This is a genomic window from Aquiflexum sp., assembly GCF_041751335.1.
Classification (GTDB): domain Bacteria; phylum Bacteroidota; class Bacteroidia; order Cytophagales; family Cyclobacteriaceae; genus Aquiflexum.
Genome location: NZ_JBGSXS010000013.1, coordinates 1 through 24,420, shown reverse-complemented (window position 1 = coordinate 24,420; position 24,420 = coordinate 1). Strand labels below are relative to the sequence as shown.

The 24,420-nt window shown below is 40.7% G+C and carries 18 protein-coding genes; 7 read left to right on the top strand and 11 right to left on the bottom strand.

The genetic code is table 11. The features are described 5' to 3' along the window. The 4 genes from ACEW8U_RS00665 to ACEW8U_RS00650 form a co-directional block, all read left to right on the top strand. The coding region (locus tag ACEW8U_RS00665) for an HNH endonuclease domain-containing protein (protein WP_373520101.1) at nucleotides 1–700 on the top strand (700 nt) is incomplete at its 5' end. Continuing rightward, nucleotides 682–1,557 (top strand): HIT domain-containing protein, encoded by an 876-nt coding sequence (locus ACEW8U_RS00660; protein WP_373520100.1) that lies wholly within the window; start codon nucleotides 682–684, stop codon nucleotides 1,555–1,557. The genes ACEW8U_RS00665 and ACEW8U_RS00660, both read left to right, overlap by 19 nt. A gap of 297 nt (nucleotides 1,558–1,854) precedes the next feature. Continuing rightward, the gene (locus tag ACEW8U_RS00655) at nucleotides 1,855–2,226 is read left to right on the top strand and encodes a zeta toxin family protein (RefSeq protein WP_373520099.1); all 372 of its coding nucleotides are present in this window, start codon (nucleotides 1,855–1,857) and stop codon (nucleotides 2,224–2,226) included. A gap of 29 nt (nucleotides 2,227–2,255) precedes the next feature. After that, nucleotides 2,256–2,465 (top strand): HIT family protein, encoded by a 210-nt coding sequence (locus tag ACEW8U_RS00650; protein ID WP_373520098.1) that lies wholly within the window; start codon nucleotides 2,256–2,258, stop codon nucleotides 2,463–2,465. A 90-nt stretch (nucleotides 2,466–2,555) separates the two neighbouring features. On the opposite strand, the gene ACEW8U_RS00645 is transcribed toward ACEW8U_RS00650, so the two are convergent. Next, complete coding sequence (locus ACEW8U_RS00645) at nucleotides 2,556–6,293, bottom strand: SNF2-related protein (RefSeq protein WP_373520097.1); 3,738 nt, start codon at nucleotides 6,291–6,293, stop codon at nucleotides 2,556–2,558. Between the two features lie 494 nt (nucleotides 6,294–6,787). Between ACEW8U_RS00645 and ACEW8U_RS00640 the strand changes: the two genes are divergently transcribed. The 3 genes from ACEW8U_RS00640 (at nucleotide 6,788) to ACEW8U_RS00630 (ending at nucleotide 14,953) form a co-directional block, all read left to right on the top strand. Further along, on the top strand, nucleotides 6,788–9,022 hold the full coding sequence (locus ACEW8U_RS00640; RefSeq protein ID WP_373520096.1) for a carotenoid oxygenase family protein: 2,235 nt from the start codon (nucleotides 6,788–6,790) through the stop codon (nucleotides 9,020–9,022). Further along, nucleotides 9,019–14,157 (top strand): adenylate/guanylate cyclase domain-containing protein, encoded by a 5,139-nt coding sequence (locus tag ACEW8U_RS00635; RefSeq protein WP_373520095.1) that lies wholly within the window; start codon nucleotides 9,019–9,021, stop codon nucleotides 14,155–14,157. The genes ACEW8U_RS00640 and ACEW8U_RS00635 overlap by 4 nt, the downstream gene beginning before the upstream one ends. Nucleotides 14,158–14,467: 310 nt before the next feature. After that, nucleotides 14,468–14,953, top strand: a complete 486-nt coding sequence (locus ACEW8U_RS00630; protein ID WP_373520094.1) for a nuclear transport factor 2 family protein — start codon at nucleotides 14,468–14,470, stop codon at nucleotides 14,951–14,953. Between the two features lie 307 nt (nucleotides 14,954–15,260). Here the strand turns inward: ACEW8U_RS00630 and ACEW8U_RS00625 are convergent, their stop codons facing one another. The 10 genes from ACEW8U_RS00625 to ACEW8U_RS00580 all read right to left on the bottom strand — a co-directional run. Continuing rightward, nucleotides 15,261–16,805, bottom strand: coding sequence for an amidase (locus tag ACEW8U_RS00625; RefSeq protein ID WP_373520093.1), 1,545 nt, complete (start codon nucleotides 16,803–16,805; stop codon nucleotides 15,261–15,263). A gap of 324 nt (nucleotides 16,806–17,129) precedes the next feature. After that, on the bottom strand, nucleotides 17,130–17,921 hold the full coding sequence (locus tag ACEW8U_RS00620) for a DUF6090 family protein (RefSeq protein ID WP_373520092.1): 792 nt from the start codon (nucleotides 17,919–17,921) through the stop codon (nucleotides 17,130–17,132). Nucleotides 17,922–17,958: 37 nt separating this feature from the next. Then, nucleotides 17,959–18,681: a hypothetical protein gene (locus ACEW8U_RS00615; RefSeq protein WP_373520091.1), complete on the bottom strand. Its 723-nt coding sequence runs from the start codon at nucleotides 18,679–18,681 to the stop codon at nucleotides 17,959–17,961. Further along, entirely contained in the window at nucleotides 18,678–19,421 is a 744-nt protein-coding gene (locus tag ACEW8U_RS00610) for a DUF6090 family protein (RefSeq protein WP_373520090.1), read from the bottom strand. Before ACEW8U_RS00610 ends, ACEW8U_RS00615 begins: the two co-directional genes overlap by 4 nt. 35 nt (nucleotides 19,422–19,456) lie before the next feature. Next, nucleotides 19,457–20,353: an alpha/beta hydrolase gene (locus ACEW8U_RS00605; RefSeq protein WP_373520089.1), complete on the bottom strand. Its 897-nt coding sequence runs from the start codon at nucleotides 20,351–20,353 to the stop codon at nucleotides 19,457–19,459. Next, nucleotides 20,347–20,685 carry a hypothetical protein gene (locus ACEW8U_RS00600; protein WP_373520088.1) on the bottom strand — a complete coding sequence of 113 codons (339 nt, stop codon included), beginning with the start codon at nucleotides 20,683–20,685 and terminating at the stop codon, nucleotides 20,347–20,349. The genes ACEW8U_RS00605 and ACEW8U_RS00600 overlap by 7 nt, the downstream gene beginning before the upstream one ends. Nucleotides 20,686–20,693: 8 nt before the next feature. After that, on the bottom strand, nucleotides 20,694–21,923 hold the full coding sequence (locus ACEW8U_RS00595; protein ID WP_373520087.1) for an alpha/beta hydrolase-fold protein: 1,230 nt from the start codon (nucleotides 21,921–21,923) through the stop codon (nucleotides 20,694–20,696). 2 nt (nucleotides 21,924–21,925) lie between these two features. Then, a complete protein-coding gene (locus tag ACEW8U_RS00590; protein WP_373520086.1) occupies nucleotides 21,926–22,702 on the bottom strand; it encodes a hypothetical protein in 777 nt (258 codons plus the stop codon). Between the two features lie 4 nt (nucleotides 22,703–22,706). Beyond that, nucleotides 22,707–23,153 (bottom strand): nuclear transport factor 2 family protein, encoded by a 447-nt coding sequence (locus ACEW8U_RS00585; RefSeq protein WP_373520085.1) that lies wholly within the window; start codon nucleotides 23,151–23,153, stop codon nucleotides 22,707–22,709. Continuing rightward, nucleotides 23,150–24,420 (bottom strand): prolyl oligopeptidase family serine peptidase (locus ACEW8U_RS00580; RefSeq protein ID WP_373520084.1); only part of this gene is annotated, 1,271 nt, incomplete at its 5' end. The genes ACEW8U_RS00580 and ACEW8U_RS00585, both read right to left, overlap by 4 nt.

Here is a 24,420-nt window from a genome sequence, read left to right as displayed (position 1 = left end):
TGGAAGATCCCTGAACTCCGAATTTTATTCCATTTATAACTATGAAAAAGGGTTAAGGGCCTCACGACCTAAGTCACTTGATTTGAACAGTATAATTGAAATCTTTGGAGAGTTTTCAATTCCGTTGGAATACTACAACGTGTTCCAAATTTTAGGAAGTTTTATTGGGGGTCAGGATTCCATTTTATTTAAGTGGGCGGAATTCTCTACCAAAACCTCAAAATCAAAAATTTCAATTGAAAAAGTACTCAATGGAGTTTTGAAAAGCCCCGTTACATTGAGAGATGCAAGAGAATCAAAGAATCATTATGAAAAAATCCTGCAAAAAGATAAAAGTGTTTACTGTGTTTGGACCGACAAGATAATTGACAATTACCATGTTGATCATATCATACCTTTTTCAATTTGGAAAAACAATGGTCTTTGGAACCTCTTGCCTTCTACACCAAGGATTAATGGAGAAAAATTAGATAAAATACCTTCTTTGACAATAATAGAAAAGAGAAGTGAATTGATAATTTATTATTGGGAATTGATCAAAGAAGTCTTTCCTGAAAGGTTTGAAAGGGAAATTAAACTTTCTTTACTTGGCAATTCATTATCAGGGGAATGGAGAACAAAGGGAATACTAAAGTTGAAAGAGACTTGTAATTATTTGATTTCAAAAAGAGGCTTTGAAGAATGGAATCCAAAAAATTAAACCCCAACTCCCACCTCACTGCCAAAGAACGGGAATACCTTTCCTTCCCTGCAAGGCAGCTTATGAACAAAGGATTGTTGAAAGGTGAAGTTCTTGATTTTGGGTGCGGCTTTGGAAAAGATGTTGAAATACTAAAAGAAAAGGGTCTCGATATCACAGGCTACGACAAACACTATTTTCCAACTTACCCTACCGAAAAATTTGATACCATTATTTGTCTTTATGTGCTCAATGTCCTTTTGCCTGAAGAACAGGCAAGAGTATTGATGGAAGTTTCCAGCTTGTTGAAACCAACGGGTAAAGCCTATTTTGCCGTTCGCAGGGATATTGTTTTTGAGGGTTTTAGAACTCACAAAATCCATCAAAAACAGACTTACCAATGCAAAGTCATATTGCCCTACAGCTCAATTTTCAAAAATGACAGTTGTGAGATTTATGAGTATATCCCCTTCAATCAAAAACCAAAGCCTGCGAAGATAGACTGCCCATTTTGTTTTCCGGAAAATGAAACTGAACTGATCACCGAATCAGCCACTGCATTTGCGATTTCTGACAAGTACCCTGTAAGTACTGGTCACACGCTAATCATACCCAAGAGGCATGTGGATAATTATTTTGATCTGACTTTCCGTGAACAGTCGGCCTGTATCTTTATGGTCAATTTTGTCAAAGAATTGCTTCAAAAAAAGTATAATCCGGATGGCTTTAATATTGGCATCAACATTGGCCCTATCGCCGGCCAAACCATCTCCCACGCCCATATCCACCTGATTCCCCGCTACCAGGGAGATGTGGATAAGCCTGAAGGTGGAGTTCGGGGAGTGGTACAGGGGAACAGGGACGATTTCCAAAAGTAAAGTTATCAGGTATATGGGTTAATTGTGGTGCTTCCCAGTATGGCAAATTATATTTCTATACTGACATTAAAACTCAGAGAGATTGAAAGTTATGTTTTAAGTGAATAGATTTATGCGAATATTTGTTAATTTGTAGTATGTGTAAAGAAAAATTAATCACAGGGGTCAAAGTCGCTCAACAAATGAGTAAGGCAAGGAATATTCTAAATAGCCAAGTTATTCCAAGAGAAGAATTGTTTCAAATTCGAAAAAAAGAGGGTAAACTAAGTCAGGAACTTATGACTGCTTTGAAAACAAATGCCTGATTTGACGGTAATAGCGGGATGTAATGGTGCTGGCAAGTCAACTTTTGCATCATCGTTTTTACCTGAGGGGTTAATCTCATTTGATTTTGATAGGATATTTTTAGAGCATTACAACAGCCTTCCTGATAGTGAATTGAGAGAAAAATTTGCCAAAGATCAGACGACAAAAAAATTTGAAACTTTGATTGAAGAATCCATTTCTAAAAGAGCAGATTTTTGCTACGAGACTAATTTTGATTCATACCCCATTTTTTGGCCTAAGAAGTTTAAAGAAAACGGCTACCAGCTAAATTTAATTTTCTTTTGCCTAGCTAACCAAGATATCGCCAAACATAGAATTCAAGTACGCACAGATTCGACCTGACCTTCCGTGAGCAGTCTGCCTGTGTGTTTATGATCAATTTTGTCAAAGAATTGCTACAAAAAAAGTATAATCCAGACGGCTTTAATATTGGCATCAACATTGGTCCTATCGCAGGACAAACTATCCCCCAAGCCCATATCCACCAGATTCCCCGCTACTGGGGAGTTGTGGATAAGCCTGAAGGTGGAGTTCGGGGAGTGGTGCCGGAGAAGAAGGGATATGGTACTTTTAAAAAGTAAAGCCCAGTCTCAATTTACAAATTGTAATTTACATTTTGTAAATTGAAGTAGTCGACTTTCAGATGGACCGGCAAATTTAACCCGTCCAAATCACTCAAACAACACCAGCATACTATCCTTGTCCAAAGCCCCTAGGAAGCTGTCACCTTCGGCGATGACTTCTTTGGCCAATTTGCTTTTGGCCTGTTGCAGTTGCATGATTTTTTCTTCTACGGTATCCTTGCAGATCATCCGGTAGGCGATGACGTGTTTTTCTTGTCCCATTCGGTAGCAGCGGTCTATGGCCTGATTTTCTACGGCTGGATTCCACCAAGGATCCAGGACATACACATAGTCTGCGGCAGTGAGGTTCAGTCCTGTACCGCCTGCTTTTAGGCTGATCAAAAATACCCGCTTTTTCTCCTCATTTTGGAATTGCTGCACCACTTTCTCCCGGTTTTTGAGGGTAGTGCTGCCATCGAGGTAGGCATAGTCTATAAGGTTTTCTTCCAGTTTGGTTTGGACCAAGCTGAGCATTTTGACAAACTGACTGAAGATCAAAATCTTGTGGTTGCCGGTTTTTTCCAGGATATGTTCGATAAGGAGATCGATTTTGACCGATTCGTTTTTGGCTTCGGTATGGTTGACGAGATTGGTGGCATCACAGGCCAAGCGCAATTTGGTCAGTCCCTCTAATACATACATTTTGGAGTTTTCGGCACCTTCTTCCTCTATTTTCTTGAGCAGGTAATCCCGGTATTCGTTGCGGTAGGCATCGTATATTTTGCGCTGAATGGGATTCATCACACAGTAGAGGTACTCTTCCGTTTTGTCCGGAAGTTCGGTCAGCACTTCCTCCTTGGTCCTTCTGAGTACAAATGGTTTGATCTTGTTTTGCAGTTCGGTCAATATTTCTTTGTTTCCGTTTTTTAGTGGCTTGAGGTAGTTTTCCTTAAAGCTGTTGAAAGAATGGAAAAATCCCGGGTTGACAAAGTTCATCTGGGCAAAGAGTTCAGCGAGGCTGTTTTCAATTGGCGTACCGGTCATGGCCATTTTGATCTTGCCGTTCAGCTTGGTGATGGCCTTATACCTCAGGGATTGGGTGTTTTTGATGGCTTGGGACTCATCAGCGATAATGGCATCAAAATGAATTTTACGGAGTAGTTCGAGGTCATTGATGACAAGACCATAACTTGTCAGGATGACCTGATGCTTGCCCAACTCATCAGCGGAATCGTATCGGTTGCCATGGTGGATAAAGTAATCGAGGTGTGGAGCAAATTTCTCCAATTCATTTTTCCAGTTAAACAATAGGGTGGTGGGTGCCACAACCAGGATTTTTGCCTTTTTATTGCTTTCCACCATTTTGCAGATCAGGGCGATCATTTGGAGGGTTTTGCCTAAGCCCATGTCATCTGCCAGGATTCCACCCCATTTGTATTCTTGGAGAAAATTTAACCAATTCAGACCTGTATGCTGATAGTTCCTGAGTTCGGCTTTCAGTTTTTTGGGAACCTTGGCATTTTTGATTTCTGTGAAGCTTTTGAGTTTTTCTTTCTTTTCCTCGATTTCTTTGATGATTTCGGGAAAGCTTTTCGCTTCTTCAAATTCATCCAAAATATGGAACAATGTTTTGGGAACTTTGAAGTTGTTTTTATCTGTATCCCCTGACCGGAAGAGCTTCCCGAATTTTTTCATCCATTTTTCCGGGAGTATGCCCAAGCTGCCATCCTCGAGTTCTATGAATTCTTGGTCGCGGTCCAGGGCTTTTTTGATGTCCCTGAGTTTTACCTTTTGATCTCCAAAGGCCACATTGGCCTGAACTTCAAACCAGTCCTGCGAAGAACCAAACTCCAAAGAGACCACAGGGGGGAAAGGGTTGTATTTTTTGATCTTGATGTTTTCCAGTCCAAACACCCTGACCTGATGAGACTTTAACCTTTCAAAAGCCTTGAAGAACCAAAGTCCTTGCATAAATACATCATGGGTCAGGTGGAAGAATCCTTGGCTTCCGGCATGTTTGAAGTTGGGATGCAGGTCCCTGACAAATTCCAGAAATTCCTCCTCAAATTCTTCGTCCCTCAGGTATATCCTTTTGGTGTCAGCGTCAATAATGCTGCTGCCTTCAAGCGGATTTGAAAATGCTGCGTCTGAATATTTCACTTGAGGCCGGAATATGACCAAACCGGTAAGTTCAGATATATACAGTTGCTTCTGAAGGGGGCCGGTGTTTTCCGCTTGCTTCAATGTTCCTGTTTCATCCTGGATTTCAATGTAATGGGCCATGGGCAAAAGTATGTTTTGGAAGAATGGGTCAAAGTCTTTTTCAAGGACCTGGAAATGGGGAAAGTTCTTTAGGAAAGACAACAACTGCAGGACTTTTTGGTGCTGGAATTTCAGCAGGTGCATTTTGAGATAGACCGCAAAGGCCAGTGTAACATCAAGTTTTTCATCTTTTTCCGATAGTTTTATTTGATGTTCTCCAAATGTAATTTGAACCTCTAAATTGTACAGAACACCTGTTTTGGTCATTCGGATGACTGCCTTTGCATCATGGACCTCCAATGGTTTGTCAAAATGGGACTTTCTGATATTCCGGGATTCGTAAGGGTCTCCAAGGAAAACAAAAAGCGGGTAGTCATTTACTATTTCCAAAAATTGGCGGAATTGCCCAAAAATGTCCAATTGATTTTGCTTTTGTATGGCTTTGTCAATTTTTGCGATTTGGTACATGGCCCTTTCAAGGTTTTCGGTTTTGGAAAGCCTGATGTCGTAAGGGTCCTCAATTTTCTCAAACTTGACCTTAAAGGCTGTTGGGTCATGTTTTGAGCCTTTGGCCATAAAAGGAATGACTTGGAAAAAATTATTATAGTAGCTGTATGCCAATGCGAATCCGGGATTATAGACCCCTATTTCACTTTCCTGATGTGAATGTGTGATAGATGATCGGGAATGTAAAAGTGCGTCCCTTCTGAAATGTTCCTTGAATTGATAAGAAAGTGCATCCAAATCCATTAAGCCTTTCAATTCACCCGAGGTAACCATGATGATCTCATCCTGATCAAAAATAAACTCATAGGCTTTCAGCGGATTTTTGAGCTGATCATATACTCCTAATTCCTTTACACTTTCGATGATACTCTTATCCCTTTGCTTTTGAGTAAGGCAATGAGCATCCCAATTATTATACCTCAAAAGTCTTTCCTGAAACCATTTCAATGTTTGTTTGATGGAATGGGGCTTTTTGTGGTTGCCATCGATGATGATTTTGTCATCAATATAGGTTACGACTACTGTAGCTTTAAAATTATAGCCATCAACTACATACCGTAAACCATTTTCCAGAAAATCTACCTGACGCAAATAAGTTTCATATATCCGAATGTTTGGTTCAACGGGAATCAGTTCATGAAGCCTTTGCAGATCTTCTTCTCTACAGGGAATTTCGATGGGAAAGGAAATCTCTTCCGGCCTTCCGGAACTAATAGGAACAACAGGAGTATATTTTTTGAAATCACTTTTTTTGTTGGCCAACATAAAATGCAGTACTGCGGCCACGTGCTTGCATTCCCCTTCTTCTTCAAAGGCCATACAGGTACATAGAAAAGGCTCATCATCATAATCCGAAAAAAAATCAGGTGTTGGCTGTCCATTCAGATTGATATCCACATCATAATATGGCTCTATATTACCTCTAACCTTAAATTGGAAGGATTGGACATTTTCATCAAAAAAATCATATTTGACTGAACCTTGCTTGTAAAGCACCAATCCTCTTTGACTGAAGGTTCGGTCAAAACCGGCAAGAAGGATTTCAATATGGTGGGTTTCAGATTTGGAAAGGGGCATTTGAAAAGGTTTGTTCAAAAATAGGAATGAGGAGGAAGATGGGAAAGGATGAGGGGGATTTTTTTTGAGAAGCGAGAGATGAGAGGCGAGAAACGAGAGCCAAGAGCTGAGAAGCGAGAGTCGAGAAACGAGAAGCGAGAGCCAAGAGCTGAGAAACGAGAGCCGAGAAATAGCATTTAGATGTTATCCGAAGACCGTGGCTACGGAATTTTGGGAATTGGGTCTTTGACTCAAGCGGAGTGGAGGTAGATCTTCCTTAACAGTGGTTCGAAGGCGCAACCTTCGGACAAAGCAATGTCGTTCATGGCAAAATAATAAAGATCATCAGATTTAAATAAATGGAAATTTTTCAACTTCCTAAAACATTCAGCAATGAAAAACTTTTCCTAAATAGGTTTTAAACCAAATTATTGCCAATTTGAGAAGTACAAGCCTATCGATATCTTGCCACCAATGGAGATTGATTTTTTTAAATTTTATCAATTATAGAACGCATGAAAAAAAAGAAGAATCTATTAAAAAGAGTATTTCTCGCTATTAAAAAGTTATTGACACGTGATCCTGAAAGTAATCTCCCTACTTTTTCCGAACGGGCAGATGGAGATTATGGGAGACAGGGATTGTTGACCACAAGCAGGGAAGAGTTTGAAGCGGAACTTCAAATTTTAGAAGGGACCTTACCGGATGATATTTTTGGAGCTTTTTATGTTTCCCTTCCCGTGGGTTCGGTCAACTCCGGTGGTCTGCCATTTGTCAGCAAAAATCCTGATGGCAGTCGCAATGCCGAACATGGCAGTCCCATCATGAATGGGGACGGAATGGTAATTTTGGTAGATCTCAACCATGAACCTGCCCCTTTGGTCAAAACAAAACTGATGAAAACTCCCTGCTACTATGCGGATGAGGCCACCAAATGGGGTACCAAACACCATGGTCTGATGGGATTTCATAATATGGGAATTACGAGGATGAGTATGGTATTTGGTGCAAGGAATGAACTGAATACCGCTACTGTGCCCGTCAGGTTCAAAGGCCAAAACAACTCCTCAATCCTTGCTACTTATGATGTGGGCAGGCCGTTTATGCTTGACCCAAAATCCCTTGAAATCGTCACGCCTGTTGGAAAATCTTCAGAATGGATGAATGCCCAACCTGCCATGGTCCCTTGGCCTTTTGGGATTGCGCAGACTTCGGCCCATCCAGTTTTTGACCCCATAACAAAGGAATTGTTTACAGTCAATTACAGCAGGGACAAGAGTTCATTTACCCACATGGAACAGACTATCCATCATCTTCGGACCAACAGGGATGAATTCCAATCCTCTTTGGAAGCATTGGCCAAAGAATTGGTCGATCATCCCGATCATTTTCATGTTAAGGCCAAAGTGCATGATTTCTTTAAAAACCTCTCTATCAAAAAAAATGGTGCTGATAAGGAGCCAAAGGTAAAAGGGGAAGTTTTTATGTACCTCTTTAAATGGGACGGAAATGGTCCAATCCAAAGATGGGATGTAGAAGACCAAACTGGGGAAAAACTGATTATCGATGAATGCATGCACCAAATGGGAATCACTGAGGATTTTATCATTCTGACTGATTGCGCTTTTAAATTTGCCATGGACCTGCTTTTTGACAATCCTTTTCCCGGAAATAAATTGATCGAAAGGCTTATCAGAAGGTTGGCCACCGTGAGAATGGAACCCTTTACCCATACGTATATCATCAAAAAATCAGAAATAATTGAGGGTGCAGAAAAAGTAACTGCTTATAAACTCAAAAATCCTATTCCACTTGAAACCATTCATTATTCCTGTGATTATGCCAATCCCGGTGGCATCATAACTTTATATGGCGTACACAATGCCGCTACTTGTATTGCTGAATGGGTAAGAACGTTTGATCGCAGGGCGACAGACGGTAAGCCGGTCGATCCGGAATACTACAGTTTGTTTGCAGTGGGAAGTATGGATATCAGCCGTTTGGGAAAATGGAAAATCAATACCAACACATGGGATATTGACAACGATAATTCTATCATTTATGAAAATCCCGGCAATTACGAAGAGGACAACTTGGGGCCCAATACATGGACTATCGTGCTGTATACCTATAGGGATATGATTTCGAGTGATAAGGTGGTGCCCACCATCAAACAGCTATGGTACGTCAGCGATGGTACGGACAATAACTTGTTGACCAAATTTGTCTATAGACTTTACAAAAATTATCCACATAGAAAATTAAAGTTGAAGGAGATCAAAAAGGTGACCAAAAAAGAACTTCCTTTTAGTGTGACACGGATCAACCTCCAAACCATGCAGCCGGAGGATTACTACCAATGTGCACCGAAAACTTATATCAGAGGAGTACAGTTTATCCCAAGGAAAACCCCGAATCCCGGCATTCCTGAGGAATTGGACGGCTATCTTTTTGCCCCTGTGGAGGTTGGTATTGAAAGTGGCGGTATTTGGTCTTTCACAAGTCAATTCTGGATTTTTGATGCACAGGATATTGCCAAAGGGCCAATTTGTAAAATGGGTCATGAAAAACTGGTTTTTGGATTTACCTTACATACCTCTTGGCTTCCTCAAGCGGCCACAAATGAACAGCAATATATCATATCGATCAAAGAAGATTATGAAGAGGTCATTGACAATATCCCCATGAAAGCAGACAGGGAATTTTTGAAAAAATTCTTTGAAGCGCACATTTACGATCACTTTTCATGAATGAAATACCTGAAATAAAGCAATTGAAGATAATCTCTGAAAACCAGAGAAGCCGGGTCTATTTGGCGGAGGGAGACAATGGTCAGCAAATGCTGATCAAAGAAGACCTTTCGGGAGATTTATCCAGATTGCACAATGAAGTGTTTATTTCTTCATCCCTAAATGACGGGTATTTTGATTCCAGAATGATGCTTTACAATGGAAACGTGGTTTTGATGCGGAACTATGTAACAGGAAAAACGCTCAAGGAATTGATTCCCGAAGGCGGAATGGAATCGGAGGTTTTTCTGAATTCCGCTATACAGCTTGCCAATGTATTGCAGAACCTCCATCAACAGTTTGTTATTCACCATGATATCAATCCCAAAAACATCATTTTTGACATTGAGCATAAAGGTTATTTGATCGACTTCGAATTCAGTTCTGTCCTCAACAGCATTGAGATTTCATATGAACAGTCTCAGACCATCAAAGGCACTGTAGAATATATGTCTCCTGAACAGACAGGCAGGATGAACAGGAAGATGGATTACAGGTCTGATTTTTATTCGTTGGGTGTGACATTTTATGAAATGATCACCGGGAAATTACCTTTTGAAAATGAGGATGTTTTGGAGATGGTCCATTGCCACCTTGCGCTTAATCCACGTCAACCAAGTGCTGTCAAACCTTCAGTACCTGAGGCCATAGATGCAATAATTTTGAAGCTACTTTCAAAGAATGCAGAAGACCGATACCAGTCCTTAAAGGGTCTGCTGATTGATCTCAATCTTTGCCTGAAGTACTTGGAAGAAACAGACACTATTCCGGAATTTGAGGTGGGCAAAACTGATGTAGCTTCCAAACTGACTATTTCCCAAAAACTCTATGGAAGAGAAAAGGAAATTGAAAAATTGAAAGAAAGCTTTGATCTTGCCAGTCAAAACAATAAAGTCCTTGTTACCATTGGAGGCTACAGCGGTACAGGTAAAAGTGTACTTTGTTATGAGCTCCACCGGTTTATCAGCCTGAAAAATGGATTCTTTCTAAGCGGTAATTTTGATGCATTGGACCGGCAGACGCCATATCTTGCATGGATCAAAGCCTTCAAACAGTTTGCAGATTGGTTGATTGCACAGCCTGAAAAGGAGCAGAAAACCTGGGCGAATAAGTTTCAAAGAGAATTAAAAGGTCTTGGCAATATCATCATTGACCTAGTCCCAAATCTTGGATATATCCTTCCCAAGCAATCTGAATTAGTGGATCTCAGCGGTTTTGAAAATCAACAACGGGTACAATATACTTTCAATGCTTTTATTAAATGTCTGGCCACTTCAGAAACCCCTTTGGTGTTTTTTCTGGATGATTTTCAATGGGCAGATGAGGCTTCCTATGAATTGCTCAACAGTATCTTCAATAATTATTCTTTGGGCAACCTGCTTATCCTGATTACATACAGAGATAATGAAACCACCGAATTCCATCCGTTTCGCAGAACTATTAACAATATCAAATCAAGCCATAGTGAGGAAAACCTCCTGATTGAAGAAATTATACTCGATCCTTTGAAGCAGGAACATGTTTCAGAATTACTGTCTGATACCTTGAGAATGGGTAATTTGGAAGTTTCCTTATTATCAGAGTTGGTTTATAGCAAAACAAAGGGGAACGCTTTCGCATTGACCAAATTATTGGAATCCCTTTACAGGCAGAAATTGCTGCAATTTGATTATCAGAGCAAGATATGGAAATGGGATTTGGCAAAAATCACGAATCATAACATCAGTGACAACATCATAGATTTGCTGTTATACACCATAAAAGACCTGGATAATGAAGCGCTTAAAATGGTCAAGATTGCTGCGGTTCTGGGATTTGAGTTTTCATTGGAACAGATCTCTTCGATAAGCGGAAAAAATCCTTCGGCAATTCACCGTGACTTTTGGCCCATGATAAAGGACATGTCATTACTTCCTGTAGGTAACGATTATCATTACCTTCCGGAATTTTATGAACAATCCAATCGGGATGTCAGGTTTAAATTTGCCCATCCCAGGATTCAGCAAGCTGTATATGACCTGCTTGATGAAGATGAAAAAAGTACTTTTCATTTTAATCTCGGGCTCATTTATTTAAAAAAGCAACTGGAAACCGATGCTGAAATTGGGATCATTGATATGGCAAGACATTTTTCTATCGGTTTTTCTCATGTGCCCACTTCAGATGATAAATTTCAGATCGGTAGGATTCTTTTGGCTGCCGGGAAGATGGCTGCACAAGCTGCGTCTTTTGAAGTGGCATTGGGATTTACTGAAAACGCCCTATTGTGTCTGAAAGATGATATTAGCAGAAAAGACAAATTCCTGATCTTGGTCAAATTGCTGGAATATTCATTTTTGATAAAAAATAAACCCCGGCAAGAGGAATACAGAAAAGCTGCAATGTCCCTTGCCGATACACCTGCCGAAAGATTGTTGGTTTATGAAAATCTGATAAGAGGATTGGATTATGGCAATCATCCTCAAGAAGCTGTACAGATGGCAAGAACGGCATTGGCGGAGGTGGGAATTAGCATACCGGAAAAGGCAAAAAAATGGCAGATAATTTTTCAGGCCATCAAGCTTCAGATTTTTTTGCCCCCAAGTAAGTTTGGACAAATCGCCAATTTACCTTTAGTCGAAGATGATTTAGTAAAGGGAATATTTAGAGTGTTGATGGTTTCTTTGCCTCCATACTTCTTTGTGAATATCGAAACTTACCCCCTGTTGATATTCAAAATGATTGAGCTTACGCTGAAAAAAGGTTGTGCCCCGGAATCCAGCCCCGGATTTGCTTCTTATGGGTTGATTCTATCAGGTGCGATGAAAAAACCAATAGATGGGTATCAGGTAGTCAAAGAATCCTTTAAACTCCTTTCAATCAAAGGGGCAGAAAAATATGCAGCTACCAATATCATGGTGGATATTAGTTTCACCTCATATGTAAAGGAGAATATTAGGGATAAGATCGCCATGTGCCACGAAGGATTTCAAAAAGGAGTGGTGGCAGGAAATATGGAATATGCAAGTTGGAACCTCCTTTTTGGTTTTTTGATAAAATTTGATTTGGGATGTGATTACTTGAAACTGATTCAGGAAGCAAAAGAAGTTGGCAATTTTCAAAAACAATACAATTTCCGAAATCAGGAGGCACTCAATGGTGCAAGTTACAGCGCATTGAAGATGATTACTGTTGAACCCCAAAACTTAGAGTTGGAACTTCAAAAATTCAATGAAACCAAAGACGAATATTTTATTTCTGCCACAAAAGAAAAAAATGAGGTTTATCTGTATTCTTATTATGGCGTAAATGCCCTTATCAATCTTTGGTATGGAAAATACCACCATGCCTTTGATTTATTTGAAAGTTACTGGTCCAATGCCAAAAATCAGGTACCCACTTATTTTATCCATAGTTACAATTTTTCCCGACTTTTAAATGCCTCAATGTTAATTTTACAATCAGGTGATAGTTCATATAAGGGGACTAATCTTGTAAAATTCATTAAGAATGGGATAAAGAGTTTAAAGGAAAGTGCCAAGTTGAATCCTGTGACCTGTCAGCCACTTTGGATGTTTTTACAAGGGCAATTGGATTTGATTATCACCGGTAAGGTCAACCATCAATATTTTGAACAAAGTATTGAAATGTTGGAGGAGTTTGGGAATATCAGGCTCGATGTTCTTTTTTGTGAAATTTATTCTGATCATATCAAAACAACCGATAAGACCAAATATGAATATTATAGGAACCGTGCCATTATTAAATCCAAAGAGTTGAATACGTTTGCCAAGTCATTTTTACTTATGAGTGAACTGGAAAGTCAAAATCCAGTCTCTGTCAAAGACAAAGGTTCAAGTAAGGGATCTTCCTCTTCCTCCTTGGAACTCTCAACCATCGATACCAAAACCCTGATCAAAACCATGCAGGCCTTGATTACCGAGATCAAGGTAGAAAGCCTCTTGGAGAAACTTCTGACCTATGCAATGGAAAATACAGGTGCACAGGAAGGACATTTTATCATCAATAGAAATGGCAAATGGGTGGTAGAGGTTTCTACAGCAGCCAATCATAGATTACATACAAGTTTTCCCAGGACTATGCTGCAAGAGAGCAAAGAGATTAGTCAGGCAATTCTTAATTATACCAAAAAAACCAAAGAACCATTGGTTATATCCAATGCTTCAGTGACCAAGCCTTTTGATGAAGATAAGGTAGTCAAGGCAAGAAATATCTTATCAGTCCTTTGTATTCCATTTGTTAACCAATCCAAAATATCGGGTATAATATACCTCTCCCATAGTCAGACTTCTGAAGCCTTCAAGGAAGAACATGTGAGTCTTATGCGTCTGATGGCAGGGCAGATAGGGGCTATAATCGAAAATGCCCTGTTGTATGAAAACATGGAAAATTTGGTCAAGGAAAGAACCTACCAACTCGAACAGGAAAAACACAAGAGTGAAAACTTACTACTGAACATACTTCCAAAAGAAGTGGCCCAAGAATTACTGGAAAAAGGTAAGGCTTCGGCAAGATTGTATGAGCGTGTTTCGGTGATGTTTATTGATATCATGGGCTTCACCCAAATCGCTGATAAAATGACTCCTGATGATCTGGTCAAAAACCTGGATAGAATTTTTTCAGGATTTGATTCCATTACCACAGAATTTGGATTGGAAAAAATCAAAACCATCGGAGATGCCTATATGGCGGCGGGTGGTATCCCTGTGGCAAGCACTGACCATTTGGAAAGAATAATTCTTTCGGCATTTGAAATCAGGGATTTTGTAAAAGAATATAATGAAGAGAAAAGAAGAAGAGGAGAGGCTTGTTTTGAGGTAAGGATCGGTATCCATATAGGCCCGGTGGTCGCAGGAGTCGTGGGCGACAGGAAATTTGCCTATGATATTTGGGGTGATACTGTCAACATTGCTGCTAGAATGGAAGAGAATTCTAAAGAAGGCAAAATCAATGTCTCTGAACATACCTACAAGCTGATTTCGGAAACCTTTGATTGTGAATACAGGGGAGAAATTCCTGTCAAGAACAAGGGAAATATGAAGATGTATTTTGTCAATGGAAGACGTGAGACGAAAGACATGAGACGTAAGATTTAAGACAAAAGAATCAACGCTTGTCCCGAGAATACCAATGACATTATCAGAGCAGCCGTCATGCTGATCCCGATGGCTATCGGGAGAAGCATCTCACGATGATCAGGAAATGTAATATAATCATAAATAGAACCTCGTTATCCGAAGTCTGTGGCTTCGGATTTTTGAATATTGAGTCTTTGGTCCAAGTAGTTTGGAGGTAGAACCTTCTGACTCAGTGGTCCAAAGGCACAACCTTCGGACAACAGTTTCGAACGGTAATTCTTTAAAGGTTTCCTTTTCCCTCGATAAGGAAATTGTTTATCTTTAGTTTATGTCTGAAGGTTCAAAAGGAATTATCATCGCATTTTATGTGGCTTTTTCAAAAGGAAAGGCCGATGAAATGGTGTCACATTATCACAATGATATTGTTTTCGAAGATCCGGCTTTTGGGCAGTTGAAAGGCGAGGAAGCAAAAGCCATGTGGAAAATGCTGATCGAACGGAGTAAGGGAAACATCAAAATCACTTTTTCTCAGGTAGAGGCTGATGCTGCCAAGGGAAGTGCGCTTTGGGAAGCAGCCTATGTTTTTGGACCTGACAAAAGGAAAGTGGTCAATAAAATAATAGCAACATTTGAAATCAAAGATGGAAAAATTATCCGTCACACCGACCGTTTTGAGGTTTGGAAATGGGCCAGCCAGGCTTTGGGTTGGAAAGGTTGGTTGCTAGGTTGGACGCCCGTCATGAAAAAACAAATCCAAAAACAGTCGAGGGCTTTGTTGAAAAAGTATTTGGAGAAGGGTGTTAGCAAGTTGTAAATGCTGTTTTTTTGGTTTATTTATGAAATAGCCCCTCAATCGTGACCGTTTGCCCATATTCAAATTTTTTTTTAATCCTTTCCCCAAAACCCTAGGCAATTGGCACGTGTGGATTTCTGGTTGTTCCAATTTTTTACCGATAATTTGTTCCTAAAAAAGAATTAAAATTTCCAGCTGTTTACGGTCGGATTAGATAGAATGGTTTTCTTCAATTTACAAATGGATGACTTAAAAATGAATATATTCTTGACCTTTAAAAATTATATTTGAGTGAAAAACATCTTAAGGCCTTGTGTTTGTCATTAACCTAATTCGGACTTTTGCGGTGCATGGTGGCCTGTTCATAGGAATAGGACAGTTTGATCAGTACTCCTTCATCGAAAATCCTTCCCAAAAACTGTAAACCAGCTGGTAGATTTTCAGCCGTAAATCCCATGGGAACAGTAAAAGCAGGTTGCCCGGTATGTGGGGAGATAACCTGACTGTTATCCCCTCTATATTCTTCCTCAAATAATTCTATTCTTGCAGGTCTATTATTCCAGGTTGGATATACCAAAGCATCTAATTCCAGTTCATCCATTTTCTTTTCGATAGCCTCCCGAAATGCGATTCTTCTGCTATCCGAATAGGCATCTGCACAAGCAATTTCAGGATTTTCCCTACGAAGGGTATTGGTAGACAAGCGCTCCAACCTAGCTTTGGTATAGGTTGAATGGGTACCAATGCGCATGATATCCTCTAAGGATTGGATCGTGTCTTTTTTGACATAGGTTTTTAGAAAATCTTCCAGATCCAGACGAAATGTTGGGCACCATTGGTCTTGGCTGAGCTGCTCAAAATCGGGAATTTCTACATTTTGAATAATTTCAGCCCCTTGTTCTTCCATATCAAACAGTGCTTTTTCGAAAAGAGCATAAACCTCATCATCAGGATTATTTTCAACCAGGTTTTTCAATACCCCTATTCTTGCACCCTTTAGCCCTTCCCTGTCTAGATATTGGATGTAATTGGAAGGGATTTTTCCATTAGCGTTTTGGGTTAATGTATCTTTTGGGTCGTACCCGGCGATCACTTCCAACATTTTCACTGCATCCTCGACTGTTCTGCACATGGGGCCTACCACGTCATTTCTGAGATATAGCGGTACTATTCCTTCTCTGCTGACCAATCCTAAAGTGGTTCGGAAACCGACCAACGAATTGTGGGAAGATGGTCCCCGGATGGAGTTTCCGGTATCTGTGCCTAAACCAATAGTACCAAAATTTGAAGCAATGGAGGCACCTGTGCCACCACTTGAACCGGCAGGAACATAGTCGAGATTATATGGATTTCGGGTAATTCCTACCGTTGAACTCTCCGAATGCATGGGACTGAATGCCCACTCGGCCATATTGGATTTGGCAATGATAATCGCTCCTGCTGAGATCAATTTCTTGATAATAAAGGCATCTTCTTCTGGATAAAAATCCTGCAAAGCCAGAGATCCTGCTGTGGTGGGCAACCCGATTGTGTTGATATTGTCTTTGACGATAAGGGGAATGCCGTGAAGTGGGCGCAGTGTTTTTGTTTTTTGAAATTCCTCATCCATTGCTTTTGCTATCTCCATGGCATCGGGATTGATCATACTGATGGAATTGATTGCCGAGTCCATGTTCTCAATCCTATCCAAATAGGACTGTACCAATTCCTGGGCAGTAAATGTTCCATTTTGATATGCCGCATGGATTTGGGAGATGGTGAGTTCTTTGATATCCAAGGATTGTTTTTCTTGGGTTTTACATCCAAAGAATAAAAACGCCACAACAATACAAAGGGTGATTTTTTTGTGAAAATTTATTTGGAGTTGTGTCATTGGTAGTAAGGAAAATTGGCATTTACAGAAAGGGGATTGACATCAAATTTCTCCTACCTACGGCAGGCAGGCGTCATCCTGAGTCCCCAACATTTTTAAAATGTTCAGAAAAGGAATGACATTAGGTTTCTCGTCATCCCGAGGCACGAGGGATCTCTAGGGGTTCTATATATATTCATTTTATCATTTACTGTTCCTCAGGAGACCCTTCTCCCGATAGCCATCGGGATCAGGGTGACGGCAGCTCCGGAATTCTGTCATTGGTATTTCTTAAGGTCTTGTTTGATCAATTCTTTATCTCCAAAACTCAGTTTATAAATGTCATCAAAGATACCCATCTATTTGCGCTTTCAGCAAAAGGAGATTTTCCTTTCGGGTTTCTATTCTTGATATAAGGTTGAAGCACCGTCCCAAATCTCCAATGACAAATGCTTCAAAACGAGGGTCATAGAGAACTTTTTCATAGTCACTTTTGATATCGCGTCTGTCTTCAATCGCATGAATCAAATCATAAAATTTTGAATTTCCTTTTTCAGCTATGACCATAGCCCCGGAATTTGTGGATATATGGATAGCAGAAATCTCAGCCATGACAGGCTCAAAACTATTGCTGATGAACTCGGTGATGGAGGTCATAATGATTTTGATTTTCTCAAAATCAGCATAGTATTGGTTGAGTGATTTCAGGATTTCTTTTTGCCTGAAATTGCTGAATGACCCAGATGATTTTGCAGATTCAAAGGCAGTGGAATAGCTCGTAGCAGCTTCTGAATAATAAAGCGGCTCTATCAATATTCCGAACTTTTCTGCTCCCATTTTATCAGCCGGATTTCTCAGATAAGTCAATAACGTGGATAAAATCTCAATCCGATTCTGATGAAATTCAGTAAGAAAATCCAGCTTTTCAAGGTCTTTGTCCAAATCGCTGAGAATATTGACATAAAAATCAGCTTCCTGATTTCTGTATTTCCGGTTTTCATTCCAGGTATTGATTTGGAGGGCAATGAGGATACCGATTACGACGAGGAAAATTTCTCCAAGGGCGTAGGCGAGGTATTTTGTGATTCTGTTTTGCTGAAGGAGTCTTTGGCGGATTTTTCGGAAAAGTGAGATCATATCATTTGCAATTTTCTTTTGGTTGAAGGATTTTTCATCAATCCAGTCTTTTTATTTCGATCTCTAAATCATGGATCATCGATGATACTGATTTCCTAAGGTTTTCATAAAAGAAGTCGATATAGGATCTGGTACGATTTCGTTGGGTTTTAAGAAAGAACAAATAGGTGTGATCGGTTTTGAGGGACCCAAAGTCCACTGGAATCATACTTCCTGAAAATGTATTATCTGAATTCGGATAGTTATAAGCCTCTTCAAATCGACCGGGCAGGATATGCCTCATCCCATACTGGACCTCAGCTAATTCCTCTGCCTCTCCTTGTAGGAAAAAATCATACTGAGAATCATATAGCGAGATCAACTTTATCCGAAGGTTTGTGTTGGAAATAATTTCCAGGCCTCTGGATTTAGCTGTTTCGAAGGAGCTGGTAGAATGGATAAAATGCATTGGAAGCAGAGTGTAATTGAAATGCGAACTCAGGGAATCATGGTAAGACCCGTCATTTTCTAATACCTGAAGAATAACTTCAAAAGCTTTCTGGCTTTTTTGAAGTTCTTCCATATTCCAACTTATTTCCGCTAAATCCGCCATAAGTTCAGTTTTGCAACTTTTCAGGATTTCGAGTTCCGTCCTTTTTCGGGTCCGAGTTTCGCCATAATTTGAAAGTTCAAAGGCCCCATAGATACCGATGATCAGCACAAGGATTTCCATGAAGTATTCCGGCCATTTTTCTTTGAGGGTGGTTAGGATTCTTTTCATTTTTTGAGTTTTTTTTGGATCAGATCTTTTAGTTTCTGGTTCTGGGTCAGAACAGTTTCGATATTGGATTCTGTATTTTTGGTCTTAATGGATGCTTCCAAAAGTAATTGTTGAAATTCCGGCGATTTGGAAAGGAGTTTTAAACCGTCTTTATAGACAAATTCAAGGGGTACTGCTCCCTTGACAGTATTGTCCTGGCTTCCAAAATAATTGGACAATTGGTGGACTTTTTTATTGGCCAAAAAGACTCGAATTCTGTTTTCCAATAACCCGGCATATTCTGAATAGGTAAAATCAAGATCAATTAAGTATCTGGAATATGTGTTAATCTCTTTCCTGATATCTTCATTCGATATTTTGTCAGCAACAAAAGGATCATTCTTTATCGCTATTGGATTATAATAAATCAGTTTCCTGATCAAGTTGGGATCTTCAATTTCCAAGTCCATTCCATTTACCCCGGTTTCATAGAGCACTTCATGTAGGATATTTATTTGGGTCAAGGTAGCCAGGTTGTCGCTGAAGGAGAGAGAATCCGCTCTCAAATCCTGGATAAGATTTTTTAAAACGACCTGTTCTGATTGATTTGCCTTATAAGCCTCATTGGCATTATTGATTTGTAGGGCAATCAGAATCCCAATGACGACCAATAAGATTTCGCCAATGGCGTATTTGAGGTAGTTGCCTATCTTGTTTTCCTCGAGGAGTTTTTGGCGGATTTTTCTAAAGAAATTTAACATTGGCAGTTCATTTTTTTAAAGATGTTTTCTAATACTTATGGCTGTTTTCCATATAAAACCCTGAGCGTTCTGCTGATGGAAGCAGCTACCACCGAATTATGTGTTTCATTCTCGAAAATATGGGAAGACAGGTTCAGTCCTTTGTAATTCCTGTTTTGGAGAGCATCTGCAAAAGCTGTCATTTTTGAAATCATAGATGCGCCTTCCAAACTTCCAACTGTCATAAATACCTGCGCATCCAAGGTGCTGTTTTTCGTAGAAAAGGATTTTTCAAGGTCAAATATTTCATTACTGTTCCACCAAAACGAAGGACTAAGGATGCCAAATCTGGAAAAAAGATCCGATGTGGTGAACAAACAATATCCCGCAAACAACCCCCCAAAGGAATGTCCCGAAATACCTCTGTCCGCACTGGTATTGTAATGGGAATCTATAAATGGAATGATTTCGTTTTGGATGACATCCAGAAAAACCGACCCGCCTCCTGATACCAAGGATCCTTCAGGCAGATCGAAATATTGAAGGTAGGCAGGATTGGTGTCACTTTTGGGGTCCGAAGAAGGAGTGTAATCCGCCCACCGGTTGGTCATCCAAGGTTCATAAGACCGCTCCCATTCATCACCTATTCCGACGATAATCACCTCTTCAATTTCCCCAAACATATCCAATAAGGTTCGGGTAGCATGGGCAATCGGAAATGAAAAACTTCCATCCAAGAGGTATAGTACCGGATATTTTAAACTGTCAGCAGGAGAATAATGTGGGGGCAGAGATACGGCCAAATGGTAACTTTTGCCGTTGGTTGTGGAGTGAAACAGGTGTTGTTCCTGCTGATTGATAACAGGGACAAGCCCTTTTTGTGCCGTTGCCTCAAAGGAAACGGTGATGATAAAAATTATTGGAAGGCAAATTTTGCGGAAAAATATTACCATAGGAATTGAGGATTTGATGCTTTTTTAAAACAATGTCCCTTTAGGTCGAAGATCCCGATACTTTCGGGGGACAGCATATCGGTAGAAAATGGGTGGATAGCAGGAATTAGCGTGCCGTAGGCCTGCCTGTCCGATAGGCAGGTACGCAATATGATTTGTAATGCGGAAAGGTTCCTCATATATTCCGTACCTAAAGGCACGGTGGGGTCATCGCTAATTGTTTTTTCTACCCATATATAGTCCCTATAGGGACTGCCTTCTTTATTTTCCTCAAGGAGTTTTTGGTAAACTCCTGCCTTGTCGGCAGGTAGGTTTCGGAGGATTGAAATCATAGAAACTTTCATTTAATAATTATCGGCTTTGCGGTGTAAGCGGCACTTAGAAATTTCCAAGTTCCCCCTTCCTTAAGCAAAGTGAAATAATCCATATTGTGTGATTGGGCTTTTCCCTCCCGGTACAGGATGGCATCTGCCCTCACAAAGGCCAATTGCCCCTCGCTGATATGGATGGTGTAATTGGATACCGGCTCGGTAAATGGAGAATGATTCTCGGTTTTACTGGCCAAATAATCTTCAATAGTGGTGGTAAACGTATTCCATTTTCCTTCCCTAAAACTTGCCCCACCAATGGTTGCCCTTGCCAAAAACATAGGCTCAATGGCCTCCAAATCCCCGTTTCCAACTGCAGTTAAAAAGCTTTCCACCAATTTCTTGACAGCAGCTTCATCAGATTCGGCTGAAAGTCTGTTTTCCTCAGATTCATAAATGTATCTGATCCCATCATAAAAGCCCGGATATGGCACATGACCGTAATCGGCATAGGTGACATATTTGTAATAAATCTTTTCCCCCAACCGGGATTTGATCAGTTCGGAAAAGTCCGCCAATTGCTTGTGGATAACCCGATCGGCGTCATAGGGGTCGTTTAGGGAATTGGCCATAAAGATTTTTCTGCCCTCAAAATCGGCTGGTTTTTGAAAAGCCTTTTCGCTCAAGTCGAGAAAATAATCGTTGCTTTCTTCAAACCAACCCGCACTGTGTCCGATATAGGCTTCAAATAAGGTCGGTTTGGTAAGCAAGGCATACAATGTAAAAAGACCACTCAAGGACTGACCTTTCAGAATTCTTTGCCCGTTGGTACGGTAGGTTTTTTCGATGGAGGGGATCAGTTCCTTTTCGATAAATGAAAGGAAATCCTCGGCCCGTGGTGGACCGGGATAGCCATTGGCCACCACAGGCATCATATCCCGGTTGCGGTCTGTGTTCACAATGGCCACGATGATCATTTCCGGGGACATTTTCCTTCCCTGCAATCTCATTAGGTCTGAAAGGGCATTGATAAGTCCATATTCCGAACCATCGAGCAGGTACAATACGGGATAGGAGAGACCGGAAGTTTGGTAGCCATCAGGAAGATGGATTAATAGCTTTCTGTTTTCCTGAAGGATCTTTGATTGGATACTTTCGTGGAATCCTATTTTGAAGGATATATCCTGTGCAAAGAGACCTTCTGACTGATTCCATCCCAGGAGGATCAAGAGTAAAAGAAAACTTCTAAGGATTTTTTCCATGGTCAGTCGAGTTTATATTCTGAATGAATCAATTCCAATAAGCGAGCTGCGTCAGACTTTAAGGATTCCGCTCTGAGGCTATTGCCTTTGGTCATTTTGGATAAGTAGTGGATTTGGAAAGCAACCTCATTGATCGTGGCAAAATCATCGGTAATCAATTGTGGATTACTAGTAGGGATGACGAATCTCATTTCTGAATCCATGGTTTTATTCAGTTCTGAAGAATTAAAGACCTTTCCGCCCATTTCGCGGAAGGTGGATTTGGTTCTATTGTCATTTTCATCCCATCCCTCCAGAACTTTTACCTTTTTCTCATAGGTAAGCAAGGAATTGACTACGTTTCTTTTTTTAAGAAGCCGAAGATTCCCCGCATTTTTCAGCTGTTGTATGGTACCGTCAGCGTAGAAAAATGCCTGTTCATTAAATACTTGCCTGGCCAAAAAGTAAATCTGATTTCCAAAAAGGGTTCGCTGATCAGAAAGTATCATTTCTGCCAAAGAATCCATGAGTACACTCTTTTCTTTTCTAAAATTGATATATAAGCTGAGATTCGTGGTGTCTGTCTTTAAGTCTTCAACTAGAGAAAGGATATATTCTTTTTCAATCTTTTGGGCACTGAGAGATTCCCGATAATTCTCTGCAAGAAATCCACAGAAAACGGCCAGGAAAAGCATGAAGAATTCCTTGATGTAAGAACTCCAGTTTCTCTTTTTCAGGGAGCTGATCACCTCTTTGTTGGAAAGGTCTTTTTCTTTTTCATGGGCTTGATTTTCTTCCATTGGCTTAATTTTCAAGTGCGACAAACAACTGCGATTGGATAAGCCAAGTCCCGGATTTTTTGGTCCATTGGGCGGAGTACTTCCCTCCCACTACTGCCTCATCCGAACCTTCTACATATCCTTTCCAGGTTCCAGTTTCCCATGCCAACATAGTTTTCGGATTGACCAACACTTCATCCGGAGTCCGGATCCAATACATTCTCGGGCCGGTCGATTTTTGAATATACTTCATCAATTCCTTTTTTACGGAAATCAAGGTGCCTGCCCCTGTGGTTATCAAGGCATTTTCGGTGGAAAAGGTCGCATTCAAATCCTCATCAAAAACCCGAAGTGCCTGATTGGAAGCTTCTCTTTGCGCAAGAATCTGTGATACCTCAGCCTCCTGCGCATAAGATAAAGTGACTATTAAAAACCCTATCAGGGAAAGGTGCGTTTTTCTTATCCAACTCATTGCTTATCCCTGTAATGATTGAACCAACTCAAAATAGCCGCTGATTTACTCATCAGCATGCTGGGTCGATTGACCAATCCATGGGAAGCATTTGGAATGCGGACCAAAGCAGATTCCACGCCTTGGAGTTTGAGGGCAGCATAATACTGTTCGGATTCAGAAATGGGCGTACGAAAATCCTGCTCTCCCGTCAGTAGCATGGTTGGGGTTTTTACATTGCCAACCAACGATAAAGGCGACCTTCTCCAGTAATTCTCCTGATCCTCCCATGGCATTTTTCCAAACCAATACTTGGCAAAGAAAGCCGGGTTATCCGCATGAAGCACAAAACTCGTCCAATTGATCACCGGCTTGGCCACCACAGCAGCTTTGAAGCGATCTGTTTTTCCAACAATCCAAGCTGTCAAAACACCGCCGCCTGAACCTCCTGTGACAAACAGGTTATCCGTGTCGATAAAGCCTTTTTCGATAACAGCATCCACTCCGGAGATCAGGTCATCGTAATCATGATTGGGATAGTCATGGTGAATGGCATTGCCAAATTCCTCTCCGTAACCAGTGCTTCCTCGCGGATTGGTATAGAGGACCACATAACCTGCCGCAGCATAGTTTTGGATTTCGTAAGCAAAGGAAGGTCCGTACATGGCAAAAGGACCGCCGTGGATTTCAAGGATAAAAGGATATTTTTTACTGGAGTCAAAATCGGGAGGAGTCACTATCCAACCTTGGACTCGCTTTTGGTCAAAAGAAGATTCCCACCAGATTTCTTCGGTTTCCCCGATTTTCCGGAAGGAAAATAGGTCGTCATTGACTGCCGTCAGTCTTTTGGTCTCCCCATTATTCCAGATGGCCAAATCAGCCGGATGTTCCGGTCCACCTTGAGTAAAAGCAAAGCTGTTGTTGGCAGAGACGGTGAATGTTCCCGCATTGTAAGGCCTTCCCAAGTCCAATCCACCAAGCCCTTCGACCAGGGTTCTGATTTTTCCGGACAATGCTACATGCCCTATTTTGGTATCCCCAAATTCATCGTATTGGAAGTAAATGCCTTTGCCATTTCCTTCCCATTGAGGATTACTTGCGTCACGGTCCAGGTCCGCTGTCATGTTTTTCATACCGGTTCCATCCGTATTCATAATGTATAGATTAGTTACCGTGTAACCCTGAAAGGTATCATCATGACCTGTGAATGCAATCATTTTGCCGTCAGGAGAAAGTATGGGATTCCCATCCGGTCCAAACCTTGAGGTCAAGGCTTTAACCTCACCTG

Excerpts from the sequence above, each read along its gene's own strand:
- ACEW8U_RS00605 (WP_373520089.1), bottom strand. The coding sequence starts at position 20,353 with ATGGTAATATTTTTCCGCAAAATTTGCCTTCCAATAATTTTTATCATC.
- ACEW8U_RS00630 (WP_373520094.1), top strand. The coding sequence starts at position 14,468 with ATGTCTGAAGGTTCAAAAGGAATTATCATCGCATTTTATGTGGCTTTT.
- ACEW8U_RS00590 (WP_373520086.1), bottom strand. The coding sequence starts at position 22,702 with ATGGAAGAAAATCAAGCCCATGAAAAAGAAAAAGACCTTTCCAACAAA.
- ACEW8U_RS00645 (WP_373520097.1), bottom strand. The coding sequence starts at position 6,293 with ATGCCCCTTTCCAAATCTGAAACCCACCATATTGAAATCCTTCTTGCC.
- ACEW8U_RS00600 (WP_373520088.1), bottom strand. The coding sequence starts at position 20,685 with ATGATTTCAATCCTCCGAAACCTACCTGCCGACAAGGCAGGAGTTTAC.
- ACEW8U_RS00615 (WP_373520091.1), bottom strand. The coding sequence starts at position 18,681 with ATGAAAAGAATCCTAACCACCCTCAAAGAAAAATGGCCGGAATACTTC.
- ACEW8U_RS00595 (WP_373520087.1), bottom strand. The coding sequence starts at position 21,923 with ATGGAAAAAATCCTTAGAAGTTTTCTTTTACTCTTGATCCTCCTGGGA.
- ACEW8U_RS00660 (WP_373520100.1), top strand. The coding sequence starts at position 682 with ATGGAATCCAAAAAATTAAACCCCAACTCCCACCTCACTGCCAAAGAA.
- ACEW8U_RS00640 (WP_373520096.1), top strand. The coding sequence starts at position 6,788 with ATGAAAAAAAAGAAGAATCTATTAAAAAGAGTATTTCTCGCTATTAAA.
- ACEW8U_RS00650 (WP_373520098.1), top strand. The coding sequence starts at position 2,256 with ATGATCAATTTTGTCAAAGAATTGCTACAAAAAAAGTATAATCCAGAC.
- ACEW8U_RS00625 (WP_373520093.1), bottom strand. The coding sequence starts at position 16,805 with ATGACACAACTCCAAATAAATTTTCACAAAAAAATCACCCTTTGTATT.
- ACEW8U_RS00585 (WP_373520085.1), bottom strand. The coding sequence starts at position 23,153 with ATGAGTTGGATAAGAAAAACGCACCTTTCCCTGATAGGGTTTTTAATA.
- ACEW8U_RS00610 (WP_373520090.1), bottom strand. The coding sequence starts at position 19,421 with ATGTTAAATTTCTTTAGAAAAATCCGCCAAAAACTCCTCGAGGAAAAC.
- ACEW8U_RS00620 (WP_373520092.1), bottom strand. The coding sequence starts at position 17,921 with ATGATCTCACTTTTCCGAAAAATCCGCCAAAGACTCCTTCAGCAAAAC.
- ACEW8U_RS00635 (WP_373520095.1), top strand. The coding sequence starts at position 9,019 with ATGAATGAAATACCTGAAATAAAGCAATTGAAGATAATCTCTGAAAAC.
- ACEW8U_RS00655 (WP_373520099.1), top strand. The coding sequence starts at position 1,855 with ATGCCTGATTTGACGGTAATAGCGGGATGTAATGGTGCTGGCAAGTCA.